The following is a 14541-nucleotide window of genomic DNA, read 5'->3' on the forward strand; positions in this document are numbered from 1 at the left end:
GGCGTGACTAAACATCGCGCGATACATGAACGATCGAATGGCCGACCGTTTGCACGACGCCACGATTGGCCGCAAAAGGTCCATACCGGATCTCGGCGTTCATGCGCCCCCGACAGGTTTTAACGATATCAACCGGCGATGCCGGTCACTGTGCGCTTGACTACAGTCTTGAGGTGAGGCGGGAGCGGCTTGCGTCGACGACGCGATCGGTCCGGCAGGTGAGGTGTCAGGCGAGCCGGGCCGGCCGGCTCGGTGATGGAACGCATACAGGTCAAAGCTGCTCGCCGTATCCGAATTGCCCGCGAAACGGCCGGAAACGACGCGTTTATAAGCGAATTCGACCGGCAGTTAGCGAGCATACTTGAAGCTCGATCAACTGAACCGGGCATGGCCATGACCACCTTCAGCATGCAGGCGATTCTTTATCGCAGGACTATCCAGGTTGTCTTGATGGCCGATACCGGAACGGCCAGTATCTTCGTCGTGGACAACGACGACGGTTCCCGTCAATCGAAGACCATGAAGGTTCGGCAATACCTCGATGCCGGAATGACGGACGAGGGTGTTGCGCGTCATGTGCTCAACGTCGTCGCGGCCGCGATCGAGCGGCGTGGTCAGCGATGGACGCACTGAACCTCGGTTTGCCCGTTCGTCGAACGGTACAAGGCTCACTCGCACATTGACGTCATAGCGTGGTCAGCAATCGCAACTGGTGCTCGGATTCCGTTCCTTTGACCAGTGCATAGAACCGCGTCTCCCGACGCTCGACCGCCGAAAACCCTTCCGTGTCGGAGAAGGTGTTCCATACGGCGCCGTCGATACTCGAAAACTGTCCGTGATTTCGCGCAAACGCGCATAACAGCGGACTCGCTTCGCGGCGAATGACGCGGCGGTCCGCATTCAACACGTACGGCGACCCGCTGCCGCGAAGGACCAGGTAATAGGGTATCGAGCGGTGATCGATTTTCATGAACGGTGCGATTTCGGTTTCGATGCGCGCGAAGATGCGGTTGCGTACGCAACGAAACGGGCTGAAGGGTGGCTCGGATGGCAAAAAGGCGGTGGCGTGCTTCGGCGTGAACCTCGGACATCGCAGCGCGTTACCGCCTCGGACGCTTCATCTCCTCGGCTTCCCTCGCCGCGTGCCGCTCCTCGCTTGCTGAAACGGATTCCATCGCTTCGTCGACCGAAGCCAATGCATACTCGCAGGCCAGCTTCGCTTCTTCGACGTCGGCCTCCGGCTCGTCATCGTCGGCGGGAGGCGGATCGAGCATGTCCCGAAGCATTGTCGCGAGCTCCGGGGTGTCCCATGGCTCGCCCTTTTGCGTTTTCCGCTTGATGTAGTGACGGATTTCCGCGTCCTGTTCGGTTGTGAGCGGAAGGTGGCGAAAGGTGCTGTTCGGGGTGGCGTCGATCATGATGTTGCTCCCGGTCATGCAGGGTCAGCGCGGATCAATTCCCGACGCTGAGCGCTTTTTCGATTGCGGCGATCAACCTGAACGCGTCGTCCCGTTCGAGCAGCAGACCGCGGCCGGTGTACTCGCAGCCGAAGGCATAGAAGCTCGGCAGGAGCGTCACCCTGTTTTTCTGCCGGTCGAAATCGACTTCGCATTTCGTCAGCGGGAAAAATGGCGCTTCTTCGGTCTGCATGGGGTACACGGCATTCTCCTAGTACATCTTGCGGGGCGGCATCAGGCGCTTGGTTCGCAGGCGTTGCCGGGCGACGGCACTGGCCTTCTTTCGCTTGCGTTCGGTCGTGGGCTTTTCGTAGCTGGTGCGGCTGCGCAACTCGCGGATCAGTCCGGTTTTTTCGATGCTTCGCCGGAAGCGACGGAGTGCGACATCGATCGGTTCGTTGACCTTGAGCGTGACAGTTGTCATGGGGTTCCTGTTTGAAAACCTTGGGGTGGAAAGTTAGCCGAGTCGTGTCATGACGGCGCTCGCGATCTCGTCGGATTCGAATTCCGAATATCCGGCTCCGATCGACAGCGCGCGCACCGCCGCGAACATCTGCAACTCCTGCTGATGATCGAATGCTGAATCGGCCATGCCGGCCGGCAGCGTGGTGTCGTTCCGGGTGACCTTGCATCGTCTGACCAGATCGAGAATTTCGTCGACAATCATTTTGTCCTCCAAATTTTCGATACGTCGCGCCGCGATGGCGAGCCGCGTCAGCGTGCATTCGCGAAGAACCCTTGCGTTTCGCGATTGTCGTCGATGATGTTCTCGGCATAGCGCAGCGAAGCGCGGCGCGCGTCGCCGGCGGTATCGAAGGGCGCGTCGTCGCGCAGCCGGAAAGTCTTGCTTTGCGTGAGCGTATCTGCGGTACCGCGCAGACAGATCTTGACGGCCGCGTCGAAGCCGCCGTCGTAGTTATGCGTGCAGCCGTTCAGCGCAGGCACGTGGGGGTAAATCAGTGGATAGATTTCGTATCCACGGTAGATATGCATGCTCATGATGAGCTCCTGGTGCCCGGCTGCCACGAATCACGTGGACGAGCACATTCAGCCTGTATCGCCGTTGCGCGGCGCGACGGGGGGGTGAGGGGAACAACGGCGCGCGCGGGAGGGAAGAGCGCGACGCAGCAAGCGGGTCGATGGAGGGCGAGCAGTCGGAAGATCAATGCGTGCTCGGACGAGTCGATCATACGCCAATCGCTCGTCGGACGCCAATGGCAATTCGGGAGATCGTGCGATATGTCGGCATCGCAGTGAAACGCGTAGAGACGACGGTTCCTTGCAGGGCCGCGAGCAATCCCGACGCGCCGTTTCGCAGGGATGGCGCGGAATGACAGGCGGATGGTTTGAGGGGCGGTGTCGAAAATTGACGAGTCGGTGTCGGACGCATACAAGCCCCGGCAACGCTTTCGAACTAACGTGTCAGACCGTTTATTCGATCGTCTGGAGCCAACATGTCCGATTTCATCACCGTCTTGCGCGAAACCTGCCCGACCCCGGTCCTCGATGCGACCAAGTGGAAGCGCATCGGCGGCGACCCGCACACCGTGAACCTCAACGCCTACGTCTCCAGCGACGGCAGCAAGATCATGGGCACCTGGATCTGCACGCCGGGCAAGTTCGAGGTGAACTACGAGAAATGGGAGTACTGCCACTTCCTCGACGGCTACTGCATCATCACGCCGGAAGGCGAGGCATCGGTGCACCTGAAGGCCGGCGACGTGTTCGTGATCGAACCCGGCATGAAGGGAACCTGGGAAGTGGTGGAAACGGTGCGCAAGTACTTCGTCTTCGCCTGAGCGAGCCGCTGGCTGCGTCCCCCGCAAAAGCGCAGGTTGTTCCGATGAGTTGAGCCGCGCCGGCAGTGCAACGCGCCATTCCGATGTGCTGCCGGATAGCGGCGCCGCGTGACAGCGGGTTCGACGCGCCGGACGAGCGACGCATGTCGGTGACTCGTCCGTACGCAGAGAGGCGCCTAGCGTCGGAAGGTGCGGCGCGCGGGCGAAGCGGCCGATGCGCGTTCGTCCTTGTGCCGGTAGTTGATGCGGCCCTTCGTCAGGTCATAGACCGACAATTCCAGCCTGACCCGATCGCCGGCAAGGATCCGGATATGGTGGCGGCGCATGCGTCCCGATGCATAGGCGGCGACGACCACGCCGTTTTCCAGCGTCACGCGAAATCGGCTGTCCGGAAGCACTTCGTCGACAACGCCGTCCAGTTCCAATAGTTCTTCTTTTGCCAAACCAATTTCTCCAATCAGGGCGATTGACTGCTTGCGCAGATCAGATCGTCATTGCAGCCGGACTACGGCGGGCTTCGGCGCAACAGGCCGACATCGCGGTTACCGGCGAGGATGGCCGACGCGCGACAAGGTGCGTGGCCGACGCGACTCGCCATAGCGGGGCAAGCGGACGTTCCGTCGCTTGCGGTGCGTCAGGGCGAGCGTTTGACGGGGCGCCCGGTTCAACGTCGCGCGTCGCGCAGCAATGGCTGCGCAGCGGCGGGTAGGCGCCCGTGGTACGGGGTGCTGCGTGACGGACGCTCGTCATCCGCGACAGCGCCGCGGATGACGAGGTAATGCGGCTGGACGCCGGCGCGCGAGTTGCGCGCCGGTGCCGGATGGCGGGTTACAGCGGGGTGATGTTCGACGCCTGCAGGCCCTTCGGGCCGCGCTTCGTTTCGTAGCTGACCTTCTGACCCTCGGCGAGCGTCTTGAAGCCGTCGCCGCGAATCTCCGAGAAATGGGCGAACAGATCGTCGCCGCCCTTGTCGGGCGTGATGAAGCCAAAACCCTTGGTGTCGTTGAACCACTTGACGGTACCGGTATCCATGGAAATCTCCTGGGAATGGATGAGCGAATGCGTCCCGGACGGACGCGGGAAAGAATCAATCAAGGAGGGAGAGGACAACGAATACCGCGTTTCGCGGTCAATGATGAACAGCAATCGCGCTTCTTGAGGACTTCAACGAGAGACCATACGCGCTATCGTGACCGAGGTCAAGCTGTTTCGCTCCGGACCCAATGGATCAATGCAGGGCAAGACAGGGAAATCGCGCCACGAGGTCGCGTGGAAATGCGGTGCGGAGCGATCGGACACCGGCGTCCCGAGTGTCGATATGGTTGTGCCGGCAACGATGCCGGCTGATGTGTCGGAGGCGTCGACGTACACCGCGGAAATCCGATCCCCATCCCGATCCCGTCACCCGGGTTAGTCCGGACGCAATTTTTCGACAACTCGCAATAAGCAGATATCGCCGCATCGCTGCCCTCACTAATATTCGTCGAACCGAAGCAGGCCGCACACCGAGCGGGCCTGCCGGCAGGATGGCACCGCATGGTGCGAGCGCCGACGAAACGGAGCGACGGGATGGGGGAGAGCAGTTTGCGACGTCGGTATCGATCCGTCGCGTTGATCGCTACCGTAGTGGCGCTCGTGCTTGCATACGGCGTCGCGCGCCATCTGTCGCGGGCGTCGGAAAAACCGTCCGCGCAACGGGTTTTTTCCGTCACCGTCGACCGCAACAAGGCGCCGTGGGAGCGATCCGTGATCGCGATCCGCGAAGGCGCGCCGGTGCATATCGATGTTCATGCTCGAGAGGCCGGCGTGTTGATGGTGCACGAAATACCAGGCGCGCTCGCTGCCTGTGCATCCGGCGCCAATCAGTCGCTGGATCTGCTTCCTGTCGGCATCACCGGACGGTTTTCGCTTCATTTTCATAGTCAGGCCGGCGAGCAGATCGAAGTCGCTGTCATCGAAATATATCCGGATAACTAAGCACTGGAACGATTCGAACGGTACACGAAAACAGGAGGGGACAAAGATGCGATTGAAGGCCCGGGTCGCGATCGCGACATCGATCAGCACGCTCGTGCTTGCCGGCTGCGGCGGAGACGACAACACGATCAGCGCGACACCCGCCGTATCCGTCTCGGACTACGTCGTGCCGCGCGTGCCGGGTTGCAGCCCGGGCGACACACCCGAGACGGCACTGCAAGGACAGGTACCGGCTGCGCTGCGCCAGTCCGGCTTCGGCGGCTTCAACTGCAACCTGAAGCGCGTGAGCCAGCTGCAGGGCGAGGGGGCGTCGTGGTCGGCCGCGACCTATACGGACAAGCAGGGGCAGACCTGCTTCTACCATTCGACGATGGGCGCGACGCCGATATTCAACAATCCGGATGCGCCGCCGCGCACGAACCCGGGCGTGCCGGTGATCGACATCACCGATCCGGCACGTCCGGTGCGCGTGAGATCGCTGACGTCGACGGCGATGATCGATCCATGGGAGTCGCTGCGCGTGAACGTCGCGCGCGGGATCCTGGCCGGAGACAACGGGCTCGGCGGCGGCGGCGGTCCCGAGATCGATCTGTATGACATTTCGTCGGACTGCACGCGGCCGCAACTGCTGGCCAGCGTGCCGATCGGTACGGGTGCCGACGGCGGCGTTGTTGCGGCCACCAAGCCGCTGGGACACGAAGGCGGTTTCTCGCCGGACGGCTACACGTACTACATCGGCGCGTCCGTATCGAGAACCTACTACGCAGTCGATCTGACGGTGCCGACGCGGCCGAAGCTGATCTCGGCAATCAGCATGGCCGATCTCGGCTTCGGCGCGCTTCCCCATGGCTTGTCGGTGAGCCGGGATGGAACGCGCGCGTACTTCGTGTCCGCCGGGAACGGCGGCACGGCATACAGCCAAGGCAATCCGCCGCTCGATAACATGAGCATGGCAGGCGACAACGGGTTCTTCGTCGTCGATACCAGCGAGGTGCAGAATCGGCGTCCCAATGCGCAAATGCACCGAATCGCAACCGTACCGGTGCGAAACGGCAGTGCGGCACAGCACACGATTTCGTTTCTGTCGGGCGGCAAGCCCTATCTGATCGAAGTCGACGAAGGGGGCGCCGGCGGGTTTCAGGACCCCGGCGCAACGAGCGTCAAGGCCGCGTGCAATGCGGGCATGACGCCGTTTCCGCTCGGGCATATCTACGACATGTCGAACGAAGCCGCCCCTCGTCTCGTGTCGGAACTTCGACTCGAAACGCATGCCACCCGGAACTGCAGCAAGGTCATTCCCGACATCATGGGTCTCACCACCTTCACCTACGGCAGTCACTACTGCAGCGTCGACAATCGGGAAAACGCGACGGCGCTCGCATGCAGCTACTTCAATTCCGGCGTGCGCGTATTCGACATTCGCGACCCGTCCAAGCCGAAGGAAATCGCGTACTACAACCCGCCTGCTGCGAAATCGCCCGGCGCCGGGTCGGGGCATCTGATGCTCGGCCAGTATCGCGCGGGCGGTCCCGACTGGTGCGCATCGCGACTCGATTTCGACTTCGACCGACACTTGCTGACCACCGCATGCCAGGACAACGGGCTGCTCGTGCTGTCGTTCGAAAACGGCAGCTGGCCGTTCCCAGAAAGCACGAAGGCCACGGAGATCGGCAATTGACGCCGGCCACGCGCGACCTCATTCGAAACACCTCGCATTGATATTTCTGCAGTACAGAAGGAGACGAAGATGCCATTCCCGACTCGATTCGCGATAGCGATATCGCTTGGCGCGCTGACACTCGCAGGCTGCGGCGGAGACGACAATACGGTCAGCGCGACGCCCGCCGTATCCGTCGCGGACTACGTCGTGCCGCGTGTGCCCAGTTGCAGCCCGGGCGACACGCCCGAGACGGCGCTGCAGGGACAGGTGCCGGCCGCGCTGCGCCAGTCCGGCTTCGGCGGCTTCAACTGCAACCTGAAGCGCGTGAGCCAGTTGCAGGGCGAGGGGGCGTCGTGGTCGGCCGCGACCTATACCGACAAGCAGGGGCAGACCTGTTTCTATCATGCGACGATGGGCGCGACGCCGATATTCAACAATCCGGCTGCGCCGCCGCGCATCAATCCCGGTGTGCCGGTGATCAACCTCTCCGATCCCGCGCATCCGGTGCGCGTGAGTTCGCTGACGTCGACGGCGATGATCGATCCGTGGGAATCGCTGCGCGTGAACGTCGCGCGCGGGATCCTGGCCGGAGACAACGGGCTCGGCGGCGCCGGTGGCCCCGAACTCGATCTGTACGATATTGCGACCGACTGCACGCGACCGCAGCTGCTGGCCAGTGTGCCGGTCGGCACGGGCACCGACGGCGGCGTGGTTCCGGGCACGACGCCGCTCGGTCACGAAGGCGGTTTCTCGCCGGACGGCTTGACGTACTACATCGGGTCGCCCGCTGCGAAGGCCTACTACGCGATCGACCTGACGATACCGACGCGGCCGAAGCTGATCTCGGCAATCAGCATGGCCGAACTGGGTTTCGGCAGCGATCCGCACGGTTTGTCGGTGAGCCAGGATGGGACGCGTGCGTACTTCGTCGCGATCGGGAACGGGGGCGCGGCAGCCGGCATGGGGCCGCCGCCGCTGGACAACGTGAACTCGAACGGCGACAACGGGTTCTTCGTCGTCGATACCAGCGACGTGCAGAATCGGCGCCCCAATGCACAAATGCGCCGAATCGCGACCGTGCCGGTGCGGGACGGCAGTGTCGCGCAACATACGATTTCGTTCCTGGTGGGCGGTAAGCCCTATCTGATCGAAGTCGACGAGGGCGGCTCCGGCGGGCTTCAGGACCCGTCGGCGACAGCCGTGAAGGCTGCCTGCAATGCGGGCATGACGCCGTTTCCGCTCGGGCATATCTACGACATGTCGAACGAAGCGTCGCCGCGGCTCGTGTCCGAGCTTCGACTCGAAACGCATGCCGTGCAGAACTGCAGCAAGGTCATCCCGGACATACAGGGCCTCGCCACGTTCACCTACGGTAGCCACTACTGCAGCGTCGACAACCGGCAGAACGCCACGGCGCTCGCGTGCAGCTACTTCAACTCCGGCGTGCGCGTATTCGACATTCGCGACCCGTCGAAGCCGAAGGAAATCGCGTACTACAACCCGCCGTCCGCGAAGTCGCCGGGCGCCGGCTCGGCGCATTTGATCTTCGGTCAATATCGTGCGGGCGGCCCCGACTGGTGCGCGTCGCGACTCGATTTCGACTTCGACCGGCACTTGCTGACCACCGCATGCCAGGACAACGGGCTGCTGGTGCTGTCGTTCGAAAACGGCAGCTGGCCGTTCCCCGAGAGCACGAAGGCCACGGAGATCGGCAATTGAAGCACGCGCACGATGCCCGCCGCGTGCCGTGGCTTGGGACCGAAACCTTCGCCCCGATCGTCGTGCGCAACGGCTTACGACGAAAGCCACGCGCGGCGACGCTGTTTCTGGCGGCCGCACTCGCGATTCCGCTGCGTTGCGCCGGCTTCGAATCCGACGTGCACTTCGGCCTGACGTACTGGCTGGCGAAGCAGGCGGGGTTCGCGGACGGCGAGGCCAGCGCGATTGCGCTGGCCGATCAGCGCATCGATGCCGGCTCGATCGAATACATGACGACGCCTTTGCAGTTTGCGTGTCTGTCGCGCTTCGCTCCCGACGCCGTCGACGCGCAAGCCGCTCACTATCCGGCCGGCGCGCACCTGCCGGCGGCCGCGCAAACCCGCGCCGTGGTGCCTGACGGACCGGCAGTGCAAGCGTCGATAGACGCGACGCTGCGGCGCGCCGGCGGTCGCCACGCGGCGTTCATGCTCGGCGAGTTCGGCCGTGCGCTCCATGCGTTGCAGGATGCGTGGGCGCACCAGGGCGTGCCTTCCGTGCCGGACTGGCGTCGCTACGGCATCGAATGCGACGCGAATCTTGCAATGGCCGCGCCGGCTGCGCGCGGCGGTCCGTCCGGCCATGTCGCCGACATGACGTGGCGCTGGCCCGCCGACGTCGAAGCGATGGCGAAGTCGACCTACGTGCAGCTGTCGCGATACCCGGCGATCGACGGCGTGTCGCGGCATGCACTGCCGTGGGAGCAGGTCCGGCCGATGCTCGCCGGCTTTATCGATGCGCGAACCAAACGGGCGAAGTCGGACTGGTTCGTCGCGCACGGCATCGCCGACACCGCGTTCCTCGACGGCATCAGCCTGCCTGACGGCGCCGGATGGAAGGCCGTCCGGTGGCACGGCAGGCGCGATATCCCGACGCCGGTGTCGCCGGCCGCGCAGGCGGGCGCGGCCCCGGCGCTCGTCGATTTCTATACGCGCTTCTTCGACGACTGGGTCACGACGTCGCCGGTCGACAGGCGCTGGCTGCCCGCGCTTGCAATCGACAACCGAACGCGCAAGCCGGACAGTGCGCTGGTCGATCAACTGAGCGGATGGCGGCTGAGGGATCACGGGACGTACGTCGCGCTCGCGAACGCGTCGCATGCGACCGGCGGCGCATCTGCCGCTTTCCGCAACCGTGCCTCGTTCGCGGTGTTCAAGTCGCTGAACGAGGCGGTGCTGCCGCTGATCGTCGAAGGCGACAAGCCGTCGCCGATCCTGCCGTTCGTGGTGTTCGCGTTGCCGGACTCGGCCGACGGGAACAAGCGCGCGGTCGCGCTGATCAGGCTGCTCGATGCGCCGTACGACACGATCGGGATCGTATCGGAGCAGCGCAGCGGAGCCGACTGGAAGATAACGGGGTTGATTTCATCGTCCGATTACTGAGCGGGAAGACGAAGGTCGTGATGCGCGAAGACATCGAACGCGGTTCGCACCGCGCAGCAATCCGTGCGCGGTTGGCCTGGGCCGCAGCGTTGACGCTCGCATCGGCATCGACGCACGCCGACGCGCACGCGTGGAATATTCCATACTACCTGCCCGTCCCGCTGTGGTTGTACGCGTACGCGGCCAGCGGCACGCTTGTCGTGTCGTTCGTGATCGTGATGTTCGCATCGGGCGAGCGCATGGCGGAAGCACGCGTATCGCTGCATCGAGCGCGCCGCGAATGGCGCGTACCGCCTGCGGTGCTCGCTGCGACGCAAACCGTCAGCGCGCTTTTTGTCGTTCTGCTGATCGTTTCCGGCATCGCCGGCACGCAGAACCCGTTCCAGAACCTCGCGATGTCGGGCTTCTGGCTCTGGTTCTATCTGGGCTCGGTCTATGTCAGCGCGGTGTTCGGCGACGTATATGCGTTCACGAATCCGTTCGCGCTACTCCTGCGCATCGCGGCGCGCTGCTGCCCGACGATCGAACGCGGCCGCTATCGCTATCCGCGCCGCGCGGCGTCATACCCTGCGTTGCTCGCGTACGTCGCGTTGATCGCGCTGGAATTGTTCGGCGCCGCGCGGCCGCGCGATGCGGGCCTGTTCCTGGCCGGCTACGCGGTCTATGCGCTGGCCGGCGCGCTGTGTTTCGGCCGACAGGCATGGCTCGATCACTTCGATGCGTTCGGCGTTCTGTGCCGGCTGTGTGCAAGGCTGTCGCCGCTCGCATGGCGCCGCCTGCCGACGCGGGGCGTCGCCATCGTGCCGAGGAACCCGGTCGCCGACATCGCGTCGGCGCCGCCATTCGATGCAAGCATCGTGATGTTCCTGTCGTTCATGCTGTCGTCGACCGCGTACGACGGCCTGCGCGATACGGCGACCTGGAACACGTTCTTCTGGCGCGGCATTTACCCGCTGATCGTCGGCCTGTTTCCCGCGCTGAAAAACGACTACGCGATCTCGGGCGAACTCGTGCTGGCCGGGCAGTGGGCCACGTTCGCCGCGGTGGCGCTGGCCTACTACGCGCTGTTCAGGGGATTCTGCGCGCTCGGTGCGAGAGGCGCGCGTTCGGCGCTGGACGGCCGGACCTTCGCGCGGCAGTTCTGCCTGCTGCTGTTGCCGATCGCGCTGTTCTACAACGTCGGTCACTACTTCACGCTGTTCATCGATCAGGGGCGGCAGATCTTCGTGCTGCTGTCCGATCCGCTCGGCATCGGGTGGAACCTGCTGGCGCTGCCGCCGGCCCAATACTCGCCGACGTCGCTGCTCGTCAACGTCGGCTACGTGTGGCACGCGCAGGTGCTGCTGATTCTCGCCGGCCATATCCTCAGCGTATACATCACGCATGCGATCGCGGTGCGCAATCGCGTGCTGGCCGGCACCGTCGTCGGCAATCAGCTACCGCTGCTCGCGCTGACGATCGTGCTGACCATCAGCGGTCTGTGGATCCTGTCGCTGCCGCTCGCATGACGCTCGCGGCACGCGGCTTGAGCCCGGACGGCGAAAATCCCCAGCGCTTGCGGAACGTCGCCGAAAAATGGCTCGTGGTCGAAAAGCCGCATGCGAGCGCGGCCTCGGTCACGTCGCTGCGGCCGCGCTCGATCAGGTCGCGGGCGGCCTGCAGGCGGGTCTCGATGATGTATTGATGCGGCGTCAGCCCGTGGGCCTTCTTGAAGCTTCTGATGAACGCGTACAGGTCGCCGGGATAGCCGACGGCTTCGGCCAGCGCGACGAGCGTCAGCGGCTCGCGGAAGTTGTCGCGGATGTATTCGACGGCCGCCTGCATGGCGCGCGCGTGCGTGTATTCGCGCGCCTGCCGCGTCGATTCCAGATACGCCATGCGGCCCAGCGCGGCCGCGCCCAGCGTTTCCACGTAGGTCGGCCCGAGCGGCGCGCCCGCAACCGCGTCTTCGTGGATGCTGCGCACGATCTGCATCAGCAGATCGTCGTTCAGGTCGAGATGGGGCAGGGACGGGATCGTGTGCCCGCCGGCCTGCAGGCCGGCGCGCGCGAGCCACGCCGCGTCGAAGTGGACGGTAATCCACTCGATATCGCTCGACCACCGGCTGGAAAACGCGAAGCCGGGCGGCACATAGGCCAGCGGCGCGCGCACGGCGTGCGGCGTCCAGCCCTTGTCGTCGATGCGCATCTCGAGTGCCGCGGGCGGCCGCAGGTGCATGCCGAAGATCGGCCCGGTCGTCTCGAGGTCGACGATCTCCGATGCGCACGCGGTGTAGCGATCGCTTGCCACGCTCGCAAACCGGGGCGTGACCGACTGCTTTTTCCATTTCGCGGGCAGCGGCCAGTCGACCCGTCGCCCGTCGCGGCCGATCGCACACACGTCGCGCATCGTCGGCTGATTCGCCATGCCTGTCTCCTTCCTTTTGTCCTGATACGTCCCGAACGGGGAGCGACTTCCGCCGTCGTGACGTGCGAGTCGAAAAACTTTAGGGCGGGATTCTTACTCGATACTTACCTGCGTCGGGCGGTGGCAGTCGGCGCCCGCCGCGGCGCTTTTCCGCAGACGATAAGCGCTTCGCCGCGACGGTGTCGCTTGCGACGATCGGGCGGCGCGCGCGGCAAGACGCCGCGCAAGCGCCTATGATGCAGCGGTTCGCCCGCTGTTCCGGCCGCATCGCATGAATCGGCTGCCGGCGCCGGGCGCTTGACCGAACGCCGACCATGCGCATCACCGACATTCGCGAACATACGATCCCGGTTTCCCGCCATGCCGATCCGGCGCTGCCGTCCGGCGGCCTGACGACGAGCCTCGTCGCGATCGTCACCGACGTCGTGCGCGACGGCGGTCCGGTCGTCGGATACGGCTATGCGTCCGTCGGCCGCTACGGACAGGGCGGCCTGATCCGCGAACGCTTCGCGCCGCGCCTGCTGGCCGCCGCCGATGCGCTCGCCGACGACGCCGGCACGAATCTCGACCCGTTCCGCGCCTGGCGCGCGATGATGGCCGGCGAGAAGCCCGGCGGGCACGGCGAGCGGTGCGTCGCGGTCGGCGCGCTCGACATGGCGATCTGGGATGCCGCCGCGAAGATCGCCGGCCAGCCGCTGCAGCGCTTCCTGGCCGAGCGGCTCGCGCGTAGCGCCGCGCCACGCGTGCGCGTGTACGCGGGCGGCGGCTATCGCTATCCGCACGACGATGCGGCGCGCCTCGCCGACGAGATGCGCCGCATCGTGGACCTCGGCTATACGCACGCGAAGATCAAGATCGGCGGCGTCGATCCCGATCTCGACCGGCGCCGCATCGACGCTGCCGCCGCGCAACTGGCCGACAGTTCGCACCTCGCGGTCGATGCGATGAACGGCTACGACGCGACGACCGCACCAGCGGCCGCGACGATGCTCGCGCCGTTCGATCTGTGGTGGTTCGAGGATATCTGCGATCCGCTCGACCTGGCGCTGCACGCCGACGTGGCCGCGCACTACGCACCGCCGATCGCGGCCGGCGAGGCGCTGTTCTCGGTCGCGGAGGCGAAGCTGCTCGATCGCTACGGCGGCCTGCGCGCGGACCGCGATTTCCTCGTGTTCGATCCGGTGCACTGCTACGGACTGCCGGGCTATCTGCAGATCGTCGATCATTTCGTGTCGCGCGGCTGGCGGCGCGACGCGTTCTGGCCGCACGGCGGTCATCTGTTCTCGCTGCACGTCGTGGCCGCGCTCGGGCTCGGCGGCGCGGAGATCAATCCGTTCGCGTTTCATCCGTTTCGCGGGCTGGCCGACGGCGACACGGTCGACGCCGGCTACGCGGCCGTGCCGCAGGCGCCGGGCATCGGTTTCGAGCGTCACGCGGCCGCGCACGAACTGTTTCGCGCGATAGCCGGCCGCTGACCGGTGCGGCAGGCTTCGACGCGTGTCGAGCGCGCAACGGATCGCGAAGCCGGGCATCATCGCCGCGACGAACAGGTCGAGCGCGCGCCACGCGAACGTGCGCGCAAACCACGCGCGGCATGCGCACACCGCAGGCGAGCATCGCGCCGGCCGCGAACGGCGTGCCCGGAACGGCGGACGCCGTTACCCCGTTCATCGCGCTCATCGCGCCGCCGCATCGCCGAGATTGAGCGCGATGAGCGCGCAGACGGTGAGCGCGATGCCAGCGAGTTTCAGCGACGATGCGGATTCGTCGAAGCAGACGATGCCGATCAAGGCCGTGGCGGCCGTGCTCGCGGCCGCCCAGCTCGCATAGGCGAGCCCCATTTCGAGCCGCCGGGTGGCGAGCGCCATCAGCCAGACCGCGCACGCATAACAGACGACCGTCGCGACGGACGGCAGCGGGCGGGTAAAACCGGCGGAGTATTTGAGGCCGATGGAGCCGAGCACTTCGGCGAGGACGCTGATGCCCAGCAGCAGCCAGGCAGACTGGATCGGGGACACGAACGGACTCCTTCCCCCGACGCTTATACCGAGCGGCGAGGAGAGGGTGTCAGCGGTACCCAGGATGCGACGAGCTTAGTCGCCGCC

General features: G+C 65.0%; 18 protein-coding genes. 8 read left to right on the plus strand and 10 right to left on the minus strand.

What is annotated here, in order from left to right; translation table 11 throughout:
* Window positions 1-255: 255 nt before the first annotated feature.
* Window positions 256-633, plus strand: a complete 378-nt coding sequence (locus BST28156_RS34730; protein ID WP_244131424.1) for a hypothetical protein — start codon at window positions 256-258, stop codon at window positions 631-633.
* 52 nt (window positions 634-685) lie between these two features.
* Here BST28156_RS34730 and BST28156_RS12370 read toward each other — a convergent pair whose 3' ends face one another.
* The 6 genes from BST28156_RS12370 to BST28156_RS12395 form a co-directional block, all read right to left on the minus strand.
* Window positions 686-970 (minus strand): hypothetical protein, encoded by a 285-nt coding sequence (locus tag BST28156_RS12370; protein ID WP_174902304.1) that lies wholly within the window; start codon window positions 968-970, stop codon window positions 686-688.
* A gap of 130 nt (window positions 971-1100) precedes the next feature.
* The gene (locus BST28156_RS12375; RefSeq protein WP_040128754.1) at window positions 1101-1418 is read right to left on the minus strand and encodes a hypothetical protein; all 318 of its coding nucleotides are present in this window, start codon (window positions 1416-1418) and stop codon (window positions 1101-1103) included.
* 34 nt (window positions 1419-1452) lie between these two features.
* Complete coding sequence (locus BST28156_RS12380) at window positions 1453-1650, minus strand: hypothetical protein (RefSeq protein WP_060242433.1); 198 nt, start codon at window positions 1648-1650, stop codon at window positions 1453-1455.
* A gap of 18 nt (window positions 1651-1668) precedes the next feature.
* Window positions 1669-1881: a 30S ribosomal protein S21 gene (rpsU, locus tag BST28156_RS12385; protein ID WP_060242435.1), complete on the minus strand. Its 213-nt coding sequence runs from the start codon at window positions 1879-1881 to the stop codon at window positions 1669-1671.
* Window positions 1882-1914: 33 nt separating this feature from the next.
* Complete coding sequence (locus BST28156_RS12390) at window positions 1915-2124, minus strand: lysophospholipid acyltransferase family protein (RefSeq protein WP_060242438.1); 210 nt, start codon at window positions 2122-2124, stop codon at window positions 1915-1917.
* 47 nt (window positions 2125-2171) lie between these two features.
* A complete protein-coding gene (locus BST28156_RS12395) occupies window positions 2172-2456 on the minus strand; it encodes a hypothetical protein (RefSeq protein ID WP_174902342.1) in 285 nt (94 codons plus the stop codon).
* A gap of 455 nt (window positions 2457-2911) precedes the next feature.
* On the opposite strand from BST28156_RS12395, the gene BST28156_RS12400 reads away from it, so the two are divergent.
* Window positions 2912-3256 (plus strand): cupin domain-containing protein, encoded by a 345-nt coding sequence (locus BST28156_RS12400; RefSeq protein ID WP_009687569.1) that lies wholly within the window; start codon window positions 2912-2914, stop codon window positions 3254-3256.
* A gap of 176 nt (window positions 3257-3432) precedes the next feature.
* Here BST28156_RS12400 and infA read toward each other — a convergent pair whose 3' ends face one another.
* Together infA and BST28156_RS12410 are read right to left on the minus strand one after the other, a co-directional pair.
* Window positions 3433-3699 carry a translation initiation factor IF-1 gene (gene infA / locus BST28156_RS12405; RefSeq protein ID WP_009687568.1) on the minus strand — a complete coding sequence of 89 codons (267 nt, stop codon included), beginning with the start codon at window positions 3697-3699 and terminating at the stop codon, window positions 3433-3435.
* Between the two features lie 385 nt (window positions 3700-4084).
* Window positions 4085-4288, minus strand: a complete 204-nt coding sequence (locus BST28156_RS12410; RefSeq protein WP_009687567.1) for a cold-shock protein — start codon at window positions 4286-4288, stop codon at window positions 4085-4087.
* 579 nt (window positions 4289-4867) lie between these two features.
* Here BST28156_RS12410 and BST28156_RS12415 point away from each other — a divergent pair.
* The 5 genes from BST28156_RS12415 to BST28156_RS12435 all read left to right on the plus strand — a co-directional run bounded on the left by BST28156_RS12415 (window position 4868) and on the right by BST28156_RS12435 (window position 11538).
* A complete protein-coding gene (locus BST28156_RS12415) occupies window positions 4868-5233 on the plus strand; it encodes a hypothetical protein (protein WP_254596371.1) in 366 nt (121 codons plus the stop codon).
* A gap of 46 nt (window positions 5234-5279) precedes the next feature.
* Window positions 5280-6911 carry an LVIVD repeat-containing protein gene (locus BST28156_RS12420; RefSeq protein WP_174902306.1) on the plus strand — a complete coding sequence of 544 codons (1632 nt, stop codon included), beginning with the start codon at window positions 5280-5282 and terminating at the stop codon, window positions 6909-6911.
* 69 nt (window positions 6912-6980) lie between these two features.
* Complete coding sequence (locus BST28156_RS12425; protein WP_059518052.1) at window positions 6981-8612, plus strand: LVIVD repeat-containing protein; 1632 nt, start codon at window positions 6981-6983, stop codon at window positions 8610-8612.
* On the plus strand, window positions 8609-10030 hold the full coding sequence (locus BST28156_RS12430) for a DUF6765 family protein (protein WP_254596372.1): 1422 nt from the start codon (window positions 8609-8611) through the stop codon (window positions 10028-10030). The genes BST28156_RS12425 and BST28156_RS12430 overlap by 4 nt, the downstream gene beginning before the upstream one ends.
* A 20-nt stretch (window positions 10031-10050) precedes the next feature.
* Window positions 10051-11538, plus strand: a complete 1488-nt coding sequence (locus tag BST28156_RS12435) for a hypothetical protein (protein WP_244131422.1) — start codon at window positions 10051-10053, stop codon at window positions 11536-11538.
* Here the strand turns inward: BST28156_RS12435 and BST28156_RS12440 are convergent.
* Window positions 11501-12436 (minus strand): AraC family transcriptional regulator, encoded by a 936-nt coding sequence (locus BST28156_RS12440; protein ID WP_009687559.1) that lies wholly within the window; start codon window positions 12434-12436, stop codon window positions 11501-11503. The genes BST28156_RS12435 and BST28156_RS12440 overlap by 38 nt on opposite strands.
* A gap of 314 nt (window positions 12437-12750) precedes the next feature.
* Between BST28156_RS12440 and BST28156_RS12445 the strand changes: the two genes are divergently transcribed.
* On the plus strand, window positions 12751-13911 hold the full coding sequence (locus BST28156_RS12445; protein WP_174902307.1) for an enolase C-terminal domain-like protein: 1161 nt from the start codon (window positions 12751-12753) through the stop codon (window positions 13909-13911).
* A 201-nt stretch (window positions 13912-14112) separates the two neighbouring features.
* Here BST28156_RS12445 and BST28156_RS12450 read toward each other — a convergent pair whose 3' ends face one another.
* The gene (locus BST28156_RS12450) at window positions 14113-14454 is read right to left on the minus strand and encodes a DMT family transporter (protein WP_217451811.1); all 342 of its coding nucleotides are present in this window, start codon (window positions 14452-14454) and stop codon (window positions 14113-14115) included.
* Window positions 14455-14541 lie beyond the last annotated feature (87 nt).

This window comes from Burkholderia pseudomultivorans (assembly GCF_902499075.1).
GTDB classification, from domain to species: domain Bacteria; phylum Pseudomonadota; class Gammaproteobacteria; order Burkholderiales; family Burkholderiaceae; genus Burkholderia; species Burkholderia pseudomultivorans.

What these genes read in the sequence shown, in the direction of transcription:
- BST28156_RS34730 (WP_244131424.1), top strand. Translation starts at nt 256, where the DNA reads ATGGAACGCATACAGGTCAAAGCTGCTCGCCGTATCCGAATTGCCCGC.
- BST28156_RS12370 (WP_174902304.1), bottom strand. Translation starts at nt 970, where the DNA reads ATGAAAATCGATCACCGCTCGATACCCTATTACCTGGTCCTTCGCGGC.
- BST28156_RS12375 (WP_040128754.1), bottom strand. Translation starts at nt 1,418, where the DNA reads ATGATCGACGCCACCCCGAACAGCACCTTTCGCCACCTTCCGCTCACA.
- BST28156_RS12380 (WP_060242433.1), bottom strand. Translation starts at nt 1,650, where the DNA reads ATGCAGACCGAAGAAGCGCCATTTTTCCCGCTGACGAAATGCGAAGTC.
- rpsU (WP_060242435.1), bottom strand. Translation starts at nt 1,881, where the DNA reads ATGACAACTGTCACGCTCAAGGTCAACGAACCGATCGATGTCGCACTC.
- BST28156_RS12390 (WP_060242438.1), bottom strand. Translation starts at nt 2,124, where the DNA reads ATGATTGTCGACGAAATTCTCGATCTGGTCAGACGATGCAAGGTCACC.
- BST28156_RS12395 (WP_174902342.1), bottom strand. Translation starts at nt 2,456, where the DNA reads ATGAGCATGCATATCTACCGTGGATACGAAATCTATCCACTGATTTAC.
- BST28156_RS12400 (WP_009687569.1), top strand. Translation starts at nt 2,912, where the DNA reads ATGTCCGATTTCATCACCGTCTTGCGCGAAACCTGCCCGACCCCGGTC.
- BST28156_RS12410 (WP_009687567.1), bottom strand. Translation starts at nt 4,288, where the DNA reads ATGGATACCGGTACCGTCAAGTGGTTCAACGACACCAAGGGTTTTGGC.
- BST28156_RS12420 (WP_174902306.1), top strand. Translation starts at nt 5,280, where the DNA reads ATGCGATTGAAGGCCCGGGTCGCGATCGCGACATCGATCAGCACGCTC.
- BST28156_RS12425 (WP_059518052.1), top strand. Translation starts at nt 6,981, where the DNA reads ATGCCATTCCCGACTCGATTCGCGATAGCGATATCGCTTGGCGCGCTG.
- BST28156_RS12435 (WP_244131422.1), top strand. Translation starts at nt 10,051, where the DNA reads ATGCGCGAAGACATCGAACGCGGTTCGCACCGCGCAGCAATCCGTGCG.
- BST28156_RS12440 (WP_009687559.1), bottom strand. Translation starts at nt 12,436, where the DNA reads ATGGCGAATCAGCCGACGATGCGCGACGTGTGTGCGATCGGCCGCGAC.
- BST28156_RS12445 (WP_174902307.1), top strand. Translation starts at nt 12,751, where the DNA reads ATGCGCATCACCGACATTCGCGAACATACGATCCCGGTTTCCCGCCAT.